This is a genomic window from Streptomyces lasalocidi (assembly GCF_005280215.1).
GTDB lineage: Bacteria > Actinomycetota > Actinomycetes > Streptomycetales > Streptomycetaceae > Streptomyces > Streptomyces longwoodensis.
Map to the genome: position 1 here is coordinate 2,096,717 of NZ_SZNQ01000001.1, position 14,572 is coordinate 2,111,288.

Sequence of the window (14,572 nt, forward strand, 5' to 3'; positions counted from 1 at the left end):
CGGCGGACAGTCCGGGGTCAGCGTCGAAGTCTATGCCTCGGGACTGACACCGGGCGGGCCGCCCCGCGTACCTTCACAGCGAGGGCCGCGGGCACTTCCCGGCGGCCCCGTCCGTTGGGAGACGACAGAAACGCTGTCGTACACGTCATGCACCAGGAGGCACCCCGCGATGTCGGTCACCCCGCTCAACGAGGAGCAGCGCGGCGAGGAGATCCTCACCGTCTTCGACACCGCCTTCGGCGAGCTCCTGGCCGCCGACCCGGCCGCGTTCCGTGTGAAGTTCCGCAAGATGGCGGCCTCGGCCTTCGCCTTCTACCGGGGCACGGCCTGCCTCTTCTACCACGACCTGGACGCGGCGAACGGACCGGGCGAGTCGCGCGTGGACAGCGGGCCCTACCAGGACGAGCGCACCTCGCGCGTGTGGATCCACGGCGACCTGCACGCGGAGAACTTCGGCACCTACATGGACTCCAACGGCCGGCTGATCTTCAACGTCAACGACTTCGACGAGGCCTACGTCGGCCCCTTCACCTGGGACCTGAAGCGCTTCTCGGCGTCGATCGCCCTGATCGGGTACGCCAAGGCGCTCAGCGACGAGCAGATCAGCGAGCTGGTGGGGATCTACGCGGAGGCGTACCGGGAGCGGATCCACTCGCTGGCGACCGGCGCCAAGAGCGACGAGGTGCCGCCCTTCACCCTGGACACGGCGACCGGCCCGCTGCTGGACGCGCTGCGCGACGCCCGGTCGCTGACCCGGTTCGGGCTGCTGGAGACGATGACCGAGATCCGCGACTTCGAGCGCCGCTTCGCCCCCGGCGGCGGCTCCATCGAGCTGGACGCGGCCACCCGCTACAAGGTGCTGGCCGCCTTCGACGGCTACCTGGAGACGCTCCCGGACTCCTCGCTGGCCCGCCCGGACTCCTACCGCGTCAAGGACGTCGTGGGCCGGCGCGGCATCGGCATCGGCTCGGCGGGGCTGCCGTCGTACAACATCCTGCTGGAGGGCCACAGCGACGCCCTGGAGAACGACGTCGTGATCTATATCAAGCAGGCCCAGACACCGGCCGTCTCCCGGCACATCACCGACCGGGCGATCCGGGACTACTTCCAGCACGAGGGGCACCGCACGGTGATCTCCCAGCGCGCGCTGCAGGCGCACGCCGACCCGTGGCTGGGCTGGACCGAGCTGGACGGCGCCGGGCAGCTGGTCGCGGAGGTCTCGCCGTACGCGGTGGACCTGGACTGGGGCGACATCGACGACCCGGAGGAGATCGCGGCGGTCGTCGCCGACCTGGGCCGGGCCACGGCGTCGATGCACTCGGCGGCGGACGACCAGTCCGGCGAGTCCCTGGTGCCGTTCTCCACCGAGCGGGCCATCGACGCGGCGATCGCGGCCGACGAGGAGGGCTTCGCGCCGCTGCTGGTCGACTTCGCGCACCGCTACGGCGCGCGTGCGCGGGCGGACCACCAGATCTTCGTGGACCTGTTCCGCAACGGGCGGATCCCGGGTCTGTGACGGAAAGGACGCTCACAGGAACCCTTTAGGGGTCCCTTACCGGAACGCGTGCCACACTCGTTGTCGCTATGGACATATCCGAGACCCGCCTCAGAGCCGTGCGCGCGGCGCTGTTCACGGCACTCGTCGTGACGCTCAGCACCGCGTCGCACGTGCTGCTGTCGCGGGCTCCCCTGCCGCTGAACACGGTGGCCGCCGTCGCGGCCGCCGTGTTCGCGCTCGCCTACGCCCTGGCGGGCCGCGAGCGCGGCTTCGGGCACATCGCCGCGCTGCTGGTGCCGCTGGAGCTGGCGGCCGACACGGTCTTCACCACCGGCCAGCACGTCTGCTACGGCCCGGCCGGCGGCCCGGTGGCCGGCCCGCTGCGCTCGGTCGGCTGGGACGTGCTGTGCGGCGACGGCACCCGCGTGGGCACCCCGCTGGCCCGGCTCACGGGCACCGACGCCGACCGCCTGGGCGGCCTGCTGGCCCACTCCGACCCCCGGACGGCCTGGCTGCTGCTCGCCGCGCACCTCACGGTGGGCCTGACCGCCGCGGCCTGGCTCCGCCGGGGCGAGCGCGCCCTGGCCCAGCTCCTGCACGCGGCGACCGCGACGACGTTCCGCCCCCTGCTGCTGGCGGTGGCCGCGGTGACGGTCGGCCTGGAGCCGGCCGCGCCCGCCGGTGCGCCGCGGGCCGCCGGGCGGGCGGCCACCGCGCGTGAGCGCCTCCTGGTGCACTCCCTGGCGCGCCGCGGACCCCCGCTGCCGGCCCTCGGCTGAGCCCGGCGGCCGCGTCCCCGCGCCCGTTCCCCGGCCGAGCCGCACGCGGACCGCGCCCCCTCCGGGCCGCTCCGGTTCCGCCCGTCGTCGCCGCCCGACCGGCCCGCGACGACCCCTTTGCCACCGCACGCTCCGGGCGACGCCCGTCCGGCGGACGGCGCCCACGGCCCACCGGCCGGCCGGGATCCCCGGCCCGGCCGACGCCCACGGGTCCGCGCCGGGCCCCCTCCGGCGTCGAGCCCCGAGCGGCCGGTCCCCGCACCCACCCGCGCACCCGGTGTGCGCGTCCCACAGGGAGAACACAGACATGAGCAAGCGCAACAGCCAGTCGGCGAAGACGGCGGCCCGCGAGCGGCTGCGCGTCGAGCGCGAGCGCGCGGCCAAGCGCGCCAAGGTCCGCCGTCAGGTCATCGTCGCCGCCTCCGCGGTGGCCGTGCTGGCCGCGGCCGGCGGCATAGGCTACGCGGTCGTCCAGGCCAACAAGCCCGGCCACTGGGAAGAGGCGAAGACGGCCACCCTGGTCAAGCCCGCGAACACCAGCGGCAAGAACGGCACCACCGTGGTGGTCGGCAAGAGCACCGCCAAGAAGACCCTCGAGATGTACGAGGACCCGCGCTGCCCGATCTGCTCCCAGTTCGAGCAGACGGTCGGCCCGACGGTGAAGTCCGACCTGGACGCCGGCAAGTTCAAGATCCAGTACATCGGCGCCACCTTCCTGGACAACACCATGAGCGGTGAGGGCTCCAAGAACGCCCTCAGCGCGCTCGGCGCCGCGCTCGACGTCAGCCCCGAGGCGTTCTTCGAGTACAAGACCGCCATGTACTCGGCGAAGTGGCACCCCGAGGAGACGAAGGACAAGTTCAAGAGCGACGACTACCTGATCGAGGTCGCCGACACCGTCCCGGCGCTGAAGGGCAACGCCGAGTTCCAGAAGGCGGTCAAGGACGGCACCTACGACCGGTGGGCGCTGGAGATGTCCAAGGTGTTCGACAAGAGCGGCGTCAGCGGCACCCCGACGCTGAAGATGGACGGCAAGACCCTCACCGGCTCGGACGGCAAGAACGCCCCCATGACGGTGGCCGACTTCAACACCGCGCTCGCGGCGGCCCTCAAGGGCTGACCCGGCGCACGGCGCGATCCGGCACGCGGGACCGGCCCGGTCCGCCGGCCGGATCCGGCCGACCGGCACGCGAAGAGCGGGCGAACTTTTGGGAGTTCGCCCGCTCTTCGGCGTACCGCTGAGTAACCTGATCGCCCGTGACCAGTCGAGACAGAGCCTCACAAGGCCTCCATCCGCTTGCCCCGCGCCGCCGCACGGTCGTCAAGGCCGCAGCGGCCACCGCCGTCCTGGCCGGACCGCTCGCCGCCGCGCTGCCCGCCCGGGCCGCCGACGAGGCGCCGGCCTTCCTGCACGGCGTCGCCTCCGGCGACCCGCTCCCGGACGGCATCCTGCTGTGGACCCGGGTGACCCCGACCGCCGCGGCCACACCCGGTTCCGGCATCGGCCCCGACCTCGAGGTCGAGTGGGTGATAGCCCGGGACAAGGCGCTGACCACCGTCGTCGCCAAGGGGTCCGTCACCGCCACCGCCGCCTCCGACCACACCGTCAAGGCGGACGTGCGCGGCCTGCAGCCCGCCACCGACTACTGGTTCCGCTTCTCGGCCGGCGGCACCGACTCCCCCGTGGCGCGCACCCGTACCGCCCCCGCGGTGGACGCCGCGGTGCCGGGCCTGCGCTTCGGCGTGGTCTCCTGCGCCAACTGGGAGGCCGGCTACTTCTCCGCCTACCGCCACCTCGCCGCCCGCTCCGACCTGGACGCCTGGCTGCACCTCGGCGACTACATCTACGAGTACGGCACCGGCCAGTACGGCACCCGCGACACGGTCGTACGGCCGCACGCGCCGGGCCACGAGATCCTCACCCTCGCCGACTACCGCACCCGGCACGGCCGTTACAAGACCGACCCGGACCTCCAGGCGCTGCACCACAAGGCGCCGGTCGTGGCGATCTGGGACGACCACGAGTTCGCCAACGACGCCTGGTCGGGCGGCGCCGAGAACCACACCGAGGGCGCCGAGGGCACCTGGACGGCCCGTCAGGCCGCCGCCCGCCAGGCGTACTTCGAGTGGATGCCGGTGCGCCCGGCCATCGCCGGCACCACCTACCGCCGGCTGCGCTTCGGCAAGCTGGCCGACCTGTCGCTGCTGGACCTGCGCTCGTTCCGCTCCCAGCAGGTCAAGACCGGCAACGGTGACGTCGACGACCCGGACCGCACCCTCACCGGCCGCGCCCAGCTCGACTGGCTCAAGGCGGGCCTGCAGTCCTCCGACACCACCTGGCGGCTGGTCGGCAACTCGGTGATGATCTCGCCGTTCGCGATCGGCTCGCTGACCGCGGACCTGCTCAAGCCGCTGGCGGAGCTGCTGGGCCTGCCGAAGGAGGGCCTCGCCCTCAACACCGACCAGTGGGACGGCTACACCGACGACCGCCGCGAACTGCTGGCCCACCTGCGCGCGCACGCCATCCGCAACACCGTGTTCCTGACCGGCGACATCCACATGGCGTGGGCCAACGACGTGCCGGTGGACGCCGGCACGTATCCGCTGTCCGCCTCGGCCGCCACCGAGTTCGTGGTGACCTCGGTGACCTCCGACAACCTCGACGACCTGGTGAAGGTGCCCGAGGGCACGGTCTCGGCGGTGGCCGCGCCGCTCATCCGCGCCGCCAACCGGCACGTCCACTGGGTCGACACCGACCGCCACGGCTACGGCGTCCTGGACATCACGGCCGCCCGCGCGCAGATGGACTACTACGTCCTCTCCGACCGCACCCGCCCCGACGCGACCTCGTCGTGGGCGCGTTCGTACCGCACGCGCAGCGGCACGCAGAAGGTCGAGCGGACCTACGACCCCGTGTAAAAGCTGTGTGTGGACGACGTAACAGCTGTGCGTGAGGGGCAGTTTCCGGCCACCTGAGCGCCACCTGCACGCCACCCCCGAGGCGGGTACGGGCTACACCCGGACCCCCTCGGGCGGGTCGCCCCGCGACGACGGGTGGTGGGGAACCGGCCACGAACCGGTGCACACCACCCGATCCGCCCCACGCGCCCGGCCCTCCACCCCGCCTCGATCACCCACGGTCACCAGGCAGTTGATGGCTGGATCAATGCTCTTCGGACATAGTCATGTCCACGTAATGTCCGGGCGGTGGCCAGGAAGACCCCTGCGCCCCTCTCCCCACCGATTCCACCAGGAGTCAGCATGCGTGCGTTCGCCCGGACGTCCCCCCCGATGCGCAGACGCCTTCTCGGCACGGCCGCCGTGGCCGGCACCCTGATGCTCGCCCCGCTGTCGACGCCCACCGGTGTCGCCGCGGCCGGAACCCTCGCCCACACCGCCGCCTCCGCCTGCGCGGACACCGCGGACGCGACGGCCCGCCAGGCCCGCCCCGGCAGCGGCGCGCACGCCGCGGAGCCCAACGAGGTCACCGAGGCCCGGGCGCAGAGCATGAACGCCGACCTGCGCAAGAAGCTGGACCAGTTGCGCGCCGGGGGCCGAAACGTTTCCGCGCTGGCCGCGGCGAGCATCCCGGTCTACTTCCACGTCATCACCGACGGCACCAAGGGCCAGCTCAGCTCCTCGGCCATCAACGCCCAGATGAACGTCCTGAACGCGGCCTACGCCGGCCAGGGCACCGGGAACACCGACTCGGGCTTCCAGTTCACGCTGGCCGGCACCGACTACACGAACAACGCCACCTGGTACAACCTGTCCTCCGGCTCCACCGCCGAGAAGGCCATGAAGACCGCGCTGCGCAAGGGCGGCGCGAACGCGCTCAACCTGTACACCGCCAACCTCGGCGGCGGCCTCCTCGGCTGGGCCACCTTCCCCAGCTCCTACAAGTCCAGCCCCTCCATGGACGGCGTCGTCATCCTCGACGCGTCCCTGCCGGGCGGCACCGCGACCAACTACGACCAGGGCGACACCGCCACCCACGAGGTCGGCCACTGGCTGGGGCTCTACCACACCTTCCAGGGCGGCTGCAGCGGCAGCGGCGACTACGTCGACGACACCCCGGCCGAGAAGAGCGCCGCGTACCAGTGCCCGACGGGCCGTGACACCTGCACCAACAAGACGGGCGTCGACCCCATCCACAACTTCATGGACTACACGTACGACGCCTGCATGTACCAGTTCACCCCGGGCCAGGTGACGCGCATGCAGCAGAGCTGGGCCGCCTACCGCGCGGGCTGATCCTCCTCCAGCGACGCGAGGAAGCCGAGCGCCACCCGCCAGGTGGCCTCGGCGGCCTCGCGGTCGTAGTCCGGCAGGTCGGGGTCGGTGTAGAGGTGGCCGGCCCCGGCGTACCGGTGGATCTCCACGTCGGCGCCCGCCCGGCGCATCTGGAGGTACCAGGCACCGAGCCAGTCCTCCGTCTCGAACGGGTCCGGCTCCGCGATGTGCAGCTGCACGGGCAGGTCGTCCACCGAGGCGTTCGGCGCGAGGTCCGAGGTGCCGTGCAGGAGCAGCAGGCCGCGCGCCTTGTCGTCGCCGAGCGCCAGGGTCTGCGCGACCGACGCGCCGAGCGAGAACCCGGCGTACACCAGGTGCCGCTCCGCGTAGGGCGCGGCCGCGAGCACGGCCCGCCGCAGCAGGTCCTCCTTGCCGATGCGCTCCTTGAACTCCATGCCCTCCTCGACGTCCTCGAACGTGCGTCCGTCGAAGAGGTCCGGCGTCCACACCTCGTGCCCGGCGGCACGCAGCCGGTCCGCCGCCGCGTGCACGGCGGGCCTGAGGCCATGGGTCGAGTGAAAGAGCATGACGTTCATGGGGACCATGGTGCCAGTCCCGCCGACGGCCGCCACGACGCCGCTCGTGGCACTCCCCGCACGGACGTTCATGGCGATCGTCACAGAAGGGGCAGGTTCAGGCCCCCGCGGTCCCGGTTACGTTCGAAGACATGGAGAACCTGCTCCGACCCGTGATCGTGGTCGGGGGTGCGGTCGTACTGACACTCGTCATCGGCTGGGCCTCCGACCTCCTGCTGCGCAAGGCGGACGACCGGCACCACGAGACACCCTTGTGGGGCCTGCTGCGCCGTGGCCGGATCCCCTACCAACTCGTGCTGTGCGCGGCCCTGCTCAGAGGCTCCTACGACGAGGCGGAACTGCTCCAGGAGCACCGGGTCGGCATCGGCCGCTCCCTGACCCTGGTGCTGATCGGTTCCACGGCCTGGCTGGTCATCCGGATCGCCGCCGCGATCGTGCAGACCTCGTACGAGCGGTACGCCAGCGCCCGCGCCCAGCGCGACCCGGCACGGGTGCGCCGGGTGCGCACCCAGGTCGCGCTGATCATGCGGGTGGTGTCGGCGGTCGTCGGGGTGATGGCCGTCGCGGCGATGCTGCTGACGTTCCCCGCGATGCGCGCGGCCGGCGCCTCACTGCTCGCCTCGGCCGGCATCGTCGGCATCGTCGCCGGTGTGGCCGCGCAGTCGACGCTGAGCAACATGTTCGCCGGGTTCCAGATCGCCTTCGGTGACATGGTGCGCCTCGGCGACGTGGTCGTCGTGGACGGCGAGTGGGGCACGGTCGAGGACGTCACGCTGACCTACCTGACCGTGCGCACCTGGGACGAGCGCCGGATCACCATGCCGGTGTCGTACTTCACCTCCAAGCCGTTCGAGAACTGGTCGCGCGGCACCCCGCAGATGACCGGCATCGTGTACTGGCACCTGGACCACTCGGCGCCGACCGAGCTGATGCGCGAGAAGCTGCGCGACATCCTGCGCGAGTGCCCGGCCTGGGACGGGCGCGACTACGGCCTGGTGGTGACCGACTCCACGCCCAACACCCTCCAGGTGCGGGCCCTGGTGACGGCGAAGGACGCCGATGACGTGTGGACGGTGCGGGTGGCGGTGCGCGAGCAGATGATCCGCTGGCTGGCCGAGCACCACCCGTACGCGCTGCCCCGGGTCAACACCGCGGGCGCGGTGCCCCCGCCGGGCCGGGTGCCGTCCCGGACGCCGTGGGAGGAGTTCCGCACCGACCACCGGGCGTACGAGAAGCCGCGCACCGGCCGGGGCTGAGCCCCACGGGCCGTCAATGACCCCGTTCGGCGCCGCCGTTGACCTGCACGACCTGGGACGTGACGTGGGCGGCGCCGGGGGACGCCAGCCAGTGCAGGGTGGCGGCGACGTCCCCCGGGGTGCCGGCCCGCCCGGTGGTGGTCTCGGCGACCAGCCGTTCCCGGCGGGCCGGGTCGATGGCCGGGCCGAAGAACTCGGTGTCCTCGACGTATCCGGGCGCCACCACGTTCACCGTGATCCCGCGCGGCCCCAGCTGCCGGGCCAATTCGTGCGCGTACGGGTGCAGGGCCGCCTTGGCCGCGCCGTACGCCCCGCTGCCGGACCCCCGGTAGGCGGCGATGGAGCTGAGGAAGAGCACCCGCCCGCCGGGCTCGGCGAGCCGTTCCTTCAACGCCTCGGTGAGCAGCACGGCCGTGAGGGTGTTGAGCCGGAAGTTCACGCCCCAGTCGTGGGCCGCGCGCTCCAGCGGGTCGTCGGTGCCGGCCGGCGGTTCGAGCCCGCCGTTGCCGCCCGCGCAGTGGACGAGCACGTCGACGGTGCCCACTTCCTCCGCGACGAACCGGGCGACACCCCGCACGTCGTCCACGTCGCTCAGGTCGGCGGCCCGGGTGAGCGCCCCGGGGACCCCGGCGCGCTCCAGCACCTCGGCCCGCCGCCCGAGCAGCACCACCCGGTCCCCGTCGGCGGCGAACACCCGCGCCGCGGCCAACCCGATCCCACTGCCACCACCACTGACAACGATGTTCCGAGCCATGATCGGAGCGTACCCGCCGGGGCCGGGCGGAGGGCCGGGTTCACACGACTGCCGTGAAGCGGGGAATGCGAGGAACGGAGGACGGGAGAACCGGAGGACGGGCCCGGCCGACTCAGCGCAGGCTGCGCACGTCCAGTTGCCGCAGCACCCGGTCCACGACCTCCGGGTTCGCGCCCGCCTCGCTGCGCGCCGCCAGCACCTCGTGCCGCGCGGCGCTGAGCATCTCCCCCTGGATCCGCCGCACCCGCTTCAGCCGGCGCACCCGCTTGTCGTGCCCCTCCTTGCGCTCCTCCTCCCCGATGTCCGGGCTGATCCGCACCCCGATCTCGAACGCCCGCCGCAGCATCTGCTCGGAGAACTCCTCCGGCAGCTCCTCCACCGCCTCGATCTCCCGCAGCCGCGCCTTCGCCGCCTTCGCGGCCCGCACCGCCAGCTCCCGCTCGAACGCCTTCTCCCGCTCGGTGTCGGCCCGCACCCCGAGCCGCCTCACCAGCCACGGCAGCGACAGCCCCTGCACCACCAGCGTCGCCATGATCACGCCGAACGCGATGAAGATGATCTCGTCCCGGTCGGGGAACGCGCCGCCGTCGTCGGTCTTCAGCGGGACCGCCAGGGCCAGCGCCACCGACGCCACGCCCCGCATCCCGGACCACCACATGACCACGGTCTCCCGCCAGCTCACCGGGATGTCCTCGTCCCGGTCCCGCCGGGCGTGCAGCCGCTGCGTCAGCCAGGTCGCCGGCAGCAGCCACAGCAGCCGTACGACCACGACGACGGCCACCACGATCCCCGCCCAGCCCAGCATCTCGCTCCACCGGCCGGACGCCGTACGGACGGCGTTGTGCAGCTCCAGCCCGATCAGGCCGAACGCCACGCCGGTGACGAGCGTGTCGACGATGTCCCAGAAGGCGTGTCCGGCGAGCCGGGTCAGCACGTCGTCGGGATCGGTGGCGTACTCCGCGATGAACAGCGAGGTGGTGAGCACGGCGAGCACCCCGGAGCCGTGCAGCTCCTCGGCGAGGACGTAGGAGGCGTACGGCACGAGCAGTGTGAGGCCGATCTGGAGGGTCGCGTCGCCGAGCCGGTCGAGGAGTTTGTTGGCGCCCCAGCCGAGCGCCAGCCCCACGGCCACCGCGACCACGGCGGAGAGCACGAACTCCAGCGCGGCGCCGCCGAGCTCGAAGCTGCCGCTGACGACCGCGGTGATCGCCACGTGGTAGAGCACGATGGCCGTCACGTCGTTGAACAGGCCCTCGCCCTCCAGGATGGACACCAGACGGCGTGGCAGCCCCAGCTGCCCGGCGACGGCGGTGGCGGCGACCGGGTCGGGCGGCGCGACCAGCGCGCCCAGCGCCACGGCGGCGGCGATCGGCAGTCCGGGCACCACGCTGTGCGCGACGACGGCGACGCACGCCGTCGTGACGAACACCAGCGCCACGGCCAGCAGGAAGATGGGCCGTTTGTTGGCGGTGAACTGCCGCCAGGAGGTGCGCCGCACCGCCGCGTACAGCAGCGGCGGCAGCACCAGCGGGAGGATCAGGTCGGGCGGGACCTGTACGTTGGGCACGAAGTCGAGCAGCGCGAGCACGATCCCGAGCAGGGTCATCAGCACCGGCGCGGGCAGTCCCAGCCGGTCCCCCACCGGGACGCTCAGCACAGCCCCGAGCAACAGCACGAACAACAGGGCCAACTGGTCCACGGTCAGCACTCCGGGCAGGTCGACGGCGCGGGAACGGATCTCCAGCCTGCCACGCCGACGCGATCACACCGCGGGCAAAACCCTGCGCATCGCCCGGTGCGGAATCCCGGCGTCCGGGAACTGGGGCCCGTACGCCACGTAGCCCAGCCGCTCGTAGAAGCCCAGCGCCTGCGTCTGGGCGTGCAGGTCCACGGCCGCGAGGCCCCGCGCGCGGGCCGCCTCCTCGATGGCCCGCACCAGTGCCGCGCCGACCCCCAGGCCGCGCGCCGCGCGGGAGACGGCGAGCCGCCCCAGCGAGCCCACCGAGGCGTCCCCGCCGGTCTTGCCGAGGGCCGCCCCGCCGTGCAGCAGCCGCCCGGTGCCGAGCGGCAGGCCGTCCTCGCGGACCGCCAGCACGTGCACGGCGACGGCGTCGTACGCGTCGTACTCGATCTCCTCCGGGACGCCCTGCTCGGCGACGAAGACCTCCTTGCGCAGCGCGAAGCACGCCTCACGGTCGGCGAGGTCCTCCGCGACCCGCACGGTGTACGACGCCGGGACGTCCGGCCGCCCGGTCATCCGTAGGTCTCCTCACGGACCTGGTCCAGCGCCCGCTGCAGGTCCTCGGGGTAGTCGCTGGAGAACTCCGCCCACTCGCCGTCCCCGGGGTGCTCGAAGCCCAGGCGCACGGCGTGCAGCCACTGCCGGGTCAGGTGCAGCCGCTTGGCGAGCGTGGGGTCGGCGCCGTAGGTCAGGTCGCCGACGCACGGGTGGCGGTGGGCGGCCATGTGGACGCGGATCTGGTGGGTGCGGCCGGTCTCCAGCTTCACGTCGAGCAGGGAGGCGGCGCGGAACGCCTCGATCAGGTCGTAGTGCGTGACCGAGGGCTTGCCGTCGGCGGTGACCGCCCACTTGTAGTCGTGCTGGGGGTGCCGGCCGATGGGCGCGTCGATGGTGCCGCTGGTCGGGTCCGGGTGGCCCTGGACGAGCGTGTGGTAGCGCTTGTCGACCGTGCGCTCCTTGAACTGGCGCTTGAGCGAGGTGTACGCGCGCTCCGACTTGGCGACGACCATCAGGCCGGAGGTGCCCACGTCCAGGCGGTGCACGATGCCCTGGCGCTCGGCGGCGCCGGAGGTCGAGATGCGGTACCCGGCCGCGGCCAGCCCGCCGATCACGGTCGGCCCGGTCCAGCCCGGCGACGGGTGGGCGGCGACGCCGACCGGCTTGACGATCACGACCACGTCGTCGTCGTCGTGCACGATCTCCATGCCCTCGACCGGCTCGGCGACCACCTGGACGGGCTGGGGCGCCTGCGGCATCTCGACCTCCAGCCAGGCCCCGCCGTGCACCCGCTCCGACTTGCCGACCACCGACCCGTCGACCGTGACCTTCCCCGAGGCGGCGAGCTCGGCCGCCTTGGTGCGGGAGAAGCCGAACATGCGGGAGATGGCGGCGTCGACACGCTCGCCCTCCAGGCCGTCGGGCACGGGCAGGGTACGGATCTCGGGAATCGTGCTCACCCGTCGAGTATGCCGGACGGGTGCGACACGCCCGTCCCTCAGTCCTTGTGGACGGTCCCGTCCGGGTCCAGACCCCGGAAGGACAGCAGCACGATCAGGATGCCGCCGCACACGATCGCCGAGTCGGCCAGGTTGAACACCGCGAAGTGCTTGGGCGCGATGAAGTCCACGACCGCGCCCTCGAACACGCCGGGCGAGCGGAAGATCCGGTCGGTGAGGTTGCCGAGGGCCCCGCCGAGCAGCAGGCCGAGCGCGATCGCCCAGGGCAGGCTGTAGAGCTTGCGGGCGAGCCGGGCGATGACCACGATCACCGCGGCGGCGATCACCGTGAAGATCACCGTGAAGGCCTCGCCGAAGCCGAAGGCGGCCCCGGCGTTGCGGATCGCCTCGAACTTCAGCCAGTCGCCGACGATCTCGATCGGGCGGTGGTGCTCCAGCTTGGCGACCACGAGCAGCTTGCTGACGAGGTCGAGCGCGTAGGCGAACGCGGCGACCGCGAACAGCACGGCGACCCGCCGGCGGCGGGGCCGCGCGACGGAGGCGCCGGCGTCGGCCGCGGTGTCCGCACGCCCGGCACCGTCCGTGCCGTCCATGCCATCCGTGCCGTCCGTGCCCCGCACGTCGCGCTGCTCCGGGCCGGGCCCCGCCCCGGGGGTGTCCGGCGTACCGATGATCCGCTCCGCCTCTGCCACGTGAGTCCCTCGAGCTAGGTACCTGACTGAGGACGAGGGTACGGCACGCCTCCCCCGCCGGCCTTCCGGGTTCCCTACCGGCGTTCCTGCTTCTGCTTGCACTCCACGCACAGCGTCGCGCGCGGGAACGCCTGCATGCGGGCCTTGCCGATGGGCTCGCCGCAGTTCTCGCACCGGCCGTACGTGCCCGCGTCGAGCCGCTCCAGCGCGTGCTCCGTCTGCTCCAGCATCTCGCGCGCGTTGGCGGCCAGCGCCAGCTCGTGCTCCCGGGTGATGTTCTTGGTCCCGGTGTCCGCCTGGTCGTCGCCGGCGCCGTCGCCCGAGTCGCGCATCAGGCCCGTGAGGGCCGCCTCCGACGAGGCGAGCTCGGCGCGCAGCCGCTCCTTCTCGTTCGTCAGCTCGGTGCGGGCCTCCTCGACCTCCTCCGGCGTCCAGGGCTCCTCGCCGGGGCGCACCGCGAGGTCGCCGGGCTCCGCCGCCCCGAGCCGCGCCTTGGGTACGGCGGTCTTCGCCGCCGTGGCCGTGCCTGGAGTCTTCTTCGCAACCACTGTCGTGGCTCCCGTCTGCTCCGCGGCCGAGGCCGCGCCCGCCTTCTTGGCCCTGCTCTTCCCCCGGGCACCCGACACCGCCCCGGCCCCGGCAGCCTTCCCCCCGCGGCCCCCCTTCACGTGCCCGTTCCCCGCGCTCTTCTTCCCCGCCCCGGCGCCCTCACCGGCGGCCGACTGCTGCCCGGTGGCCGCGGTGTCCGCGCCCACGGCCGACTCCTGGGCGACGGCCGTCCCGGCACCGCCGGCCGGATCCTGCCCGCCGGCCGGTTCCTGTGCGGCGGCCGGTTCCTGTGCGGCGGCCGGTTCCTGTGCGGCGGCAGCCGTCTTCCCGGCGGATCGCGTCGTCCGGGCAGCCGACGCCTTCTTGGCGGGGGCGGCCGACTTCCTGGCACCGGCCGCCTTCTTCGCAGCCCGCGGCCGAGTCGTCGCTGCCGCCGTAGCCGCCCCGGTTCCGGGCGCCGCCGCGGTCTTCTTCGCGGTCGCCTCCTCGGCCGTCCCCTTACCGGGCGCCGCCCCCGCGGCCCGGGCGGCCCGCGCACCACCGGCCTTCCCCGTGGCCCCCGCGCCGACCTGCCCGGCCGCCCCGCCGGAGGCAGGGGCGCCCGCCTCCGCGGAGGTGCCCGGGTTCCGGGACATGCCCGGCCCCGACTGCTGTACGGCGGTCTTCTTCGCCACCATGGCCGCGGCCCCTTCACACAGTGTGATCTTGCGCGCGCATCGTGCTGGGACGATAAATCGACTTGAGTCCCGCGGCAACGGGGCACACCGCCCGATCCGCCCGCCCGCGCACGCCGCGCACTGAGCCTGCCTGCGTTGTGCCCGGCTCGCCGCCCGGTAATCTGCTCCCCGGGCCGCCCGCGGGAGCGGTCCCGCACCCGCTGGGGACCCCCGCTCCGTTCGGGTCACCCCCGCCCCGGTCGGCCACGGTCCCCGCCGCGCCGTACACTGGGCGGAGCGAAAAGCGTGGATGGGGACGAGTAGCGGCGTACGCAGCCCAGAGCGACCCGGGGACGGTGGG

13 protein-coding genes are annotated in these 14,572 nt (G+C 73.1%); 6 read left to right on the top strand and 7 right to left on the bottom strand.

The features are described from left to right. Nucleotides 1-169 precede the first annotated feature (169 nt). From E4U91_RS09385 to E4U91_RS09405, 5 genes are all read left to right on the top strand, one after another. Nucleotides 170-1,516, top strand: a complete 1,347-nt coding sequence (locus E4U91_RS09385; protein ID WP_137306419.1) for a DUF2252 domain-containing protein — start codon at nucleotides 170-172, stop codon at nucleotides 1,514-1,516. 68 nt (nucleotides 1,517-1,584) lie between these two features. After that, nucleotides 1,585-2,277 carry a hypothetical protein gene (locus E4U91_RS09390; protein ID WP_137306420.1) on the top strand — a complete coding sequence of 231 codons (693 nt, stop codon included), beginning with the start codon at nucleotides 1,585-1,587 and terminating at the stop codon, nucleotides 2,275-2,277. Nucleotides 2,278-2,584: 307 nt separating this feature from the next. Further along, the gene (locus E4U91_RS09395; RefSeq protein WP_137306421.1) at nucleotides 2,585-3,397 is read left to right on the top strand and encodes a thioredoxin domain-containing protein; all 813 of its coding nucleotides are present in this window, start codon (nucleotides 2,585-2,587) and stop codon (nucleotides 3,395-3,397) included. Between the two features lie 137 nt (nucleotides 3,398-3,534). Next, nucleotides 3,535-5,196 (top strand): alkaline phosphatase D family protein, encoded by a 1,662-nt coding sequence (locus E4U91_RS09400; protein ID WP_137306422.1) that lies wholly within the window; start codon nucleotides 3,535-3,537, stop codon nucleotides 5,194-5,196. Between the two features lie 342 nt (nucleotides 5,197-5,538). Further along, nucleotides 5,539-6,531 (top strand): zinc metalloprotease, encoded by a 993-nt coding sequence (locus E4U91_RS09405; protein WP_137306423.1) that lies wholly within the window; start codon nucleotides 5,539-5,541, stop codon nucleotides 6,529-6,531. Here the strand turns inward: E4U91_RS09405 and E4U91_RS09410 are convergent. Then, on the bottom strand, nucleotides 6,516-7,106 hold the full coding sequence (locus E4U91_RS09410; protein WP_137306424.1) for a dienelactone hydrolase family protein: 591 nt from the start codon (nucleotides 7,104-7,106) through the stop codon (nucleotides 6,516-6,518). The genes E4U91_RS09405 and E4U91_RS09410 overlap by 16 nt on opposite strands. Nucleotides 7,107-7,237: 131 nt before the next feature. On the opposite strand from E4U91_RS09410, the gene E4U91_RS09415 reads away from it, so the two are divergent. Then, nucleotides 7,238-8,362: a mechanosensitive ion channel family protein gene (locus tag E4U91_RS09415; RefSeq protein WP_137306425.1), complete on the top strand. Its 1,125-nt coding sequence runs from the start codon at nucleotides 7,238-7,240 to the stop codon at nucleotides 8,360-8,362. A gap of 13 nt (nucleotides 8,363-8,375) precedes the next feature. Here the strand turns inward: E4U91_RS09415 and E4U91_RS09420 are convergent, their stop codons facing one another. The 6 genes from E4U91_RS09420 to E4U91_RS09445 form a co-directional block, all read right to left on the bottom strand. After that, the gene (locus tag E4U91_RS09420; protein WP_137306426.1) at nucleotides 8,376-9,116 is read right to left on the bottom strand and encodes an SDR family NAD(P)-dependent oxidoreductase; all 741 of its coding nucleotides are present in this window, start codon (nucleotides 9,114-9,116) and stop codon (nucleotides 8,376-8,378) included. A 112-nt stretch (nucleotides 9,117-9,228) separates the two neighbouring features. Further along, a complete protein-coding gene (locus E4U91_RS09425) occupies nucleotides 9,229-10,815 on the bottom strand; it encodes a Na+/H+ antiporter (protein WP_137306427.1) in 1,587 nt (528 codons plus the stop codon). Nucleotides 10,816-10,878: 63 nt separating this feature from the next. Continuing rightward, nucleotides 10,879-11,373 carry a GNAT family N-acetyltransferase gene (locus E4U91_RS09430; RefSeq protein WP_137306428.1) on the bottom strand — a complete coding sequence of 165 codons (495 nt, stop codon included), beginning with the start codon at nucleotides 11,371-11,373 and terminating at the stop codon, nucleotides 10,879-10,881. Continuing rightward, complete coding sequence (locus tag E4U91_RS09435) at nucleotides 11,370-12,314, bottom strand: RluA family pseudouridine synthase (RefSeq protein WP_137306429.1); 945 nt, start codon at nucleotides 12,312-12,314, stop codon at nucleotides 11,370-11,372. The genes E4U91_RS09430 and E4U91_RS09435 overlap by 4 nt, the downstream gene beginning before the upstream one ends. A 38-nt stretch (nucleotides 12,315-12,352) precedes the next feature. Further along, the gene (gene lspA / locus E4U91_RS09440; protein WP_137306430.1) at nucleotides 12,353-13,006 is read right to left on the bottom strand and encodes a signal peptidase II; all 654 of its coding nucleotides are present in this window, start codon (nucleotides 13,004-13,006) and stop codon (nucleotides 12,353-12,355) included. Nucleotides 13,007-13,080: 74 nt separating this feature from the next. Then, entirely contained in the window at nucleotides 13,081-14,232 is a 1,152-nt protein-coding gene (locus E4U91_RS09445; RefSeq protein ID WP_137306431.1) for a TraR/DksA family transcriptional regulator, read from the bottom strand. Nucleotides 14,233-14,572: the final 340 nt, after the last annotated feature.

Coding starts and splice junctions, on each gene's coding strand:
- E4U91_RS09405 (WP_137306423.1), top strand. CDS start 5,539: ATGCGTGCGTTCGCCCGGACGTCCCCCCCGATGCGCAGACGCCTTCTC.
- E4U91_RS09385 (WP_137306419.1), top strand. CDS start 170: ATGTCGGTCACCCCGCTCAACGAGGAGCAGCGCGGCGAGGAGATCCTC.
- E4U91_RS09415 (WP_137306425.1), top strand. CDS start 7,238: ATGGAGAACCTGCTCCGACCCGTGATCGTGGTCGGGGGTGCGGTCGTA.
- E4U91_RS09410 (WP_137306424.1), bottom strand. CDS start 7,106: ATGAACGTCATGCTCTTTCACTCGACCCATGGCCTCAGGCCCGCCGTG.
- E4U91_RS09390 (WP_137306420.1), top strand. CDS start 1,585: ATGGACATATCCGAGACCCGCCTCAGAGCCGTGCGCGCGGCGCTGTTC.
- E4U91_RS09430 (WP_137306428.1), bottom strand. CDS start 11,373: ATGACCGGGCGGCCGGACGTCCCGGCGTCGTACACCGTGCGGGTCGCG.
- E4U91_RS09420 (WP_137306426.1), bottom strand. CDS start 9,116: ATGGCTCGGAACATCGTTGTCAGTGGTGGTGGCAGTGGGATCGGGTTG.
- E4U91_RS09445 (WP_137306431.1), bottom strand. CDS start 14,232: ATGGTGGCGAAGAAGACCGCCGTACAGCAGTCGGGGCCGGGCATGTCC.
- E4U91_RS09395 (WP_137306421.1), top strand. CDS start 2,585: ATGAGCAAGCGCAACAGCCAGTCGGCGAAGACGGCGGCCCGCGAGCGG.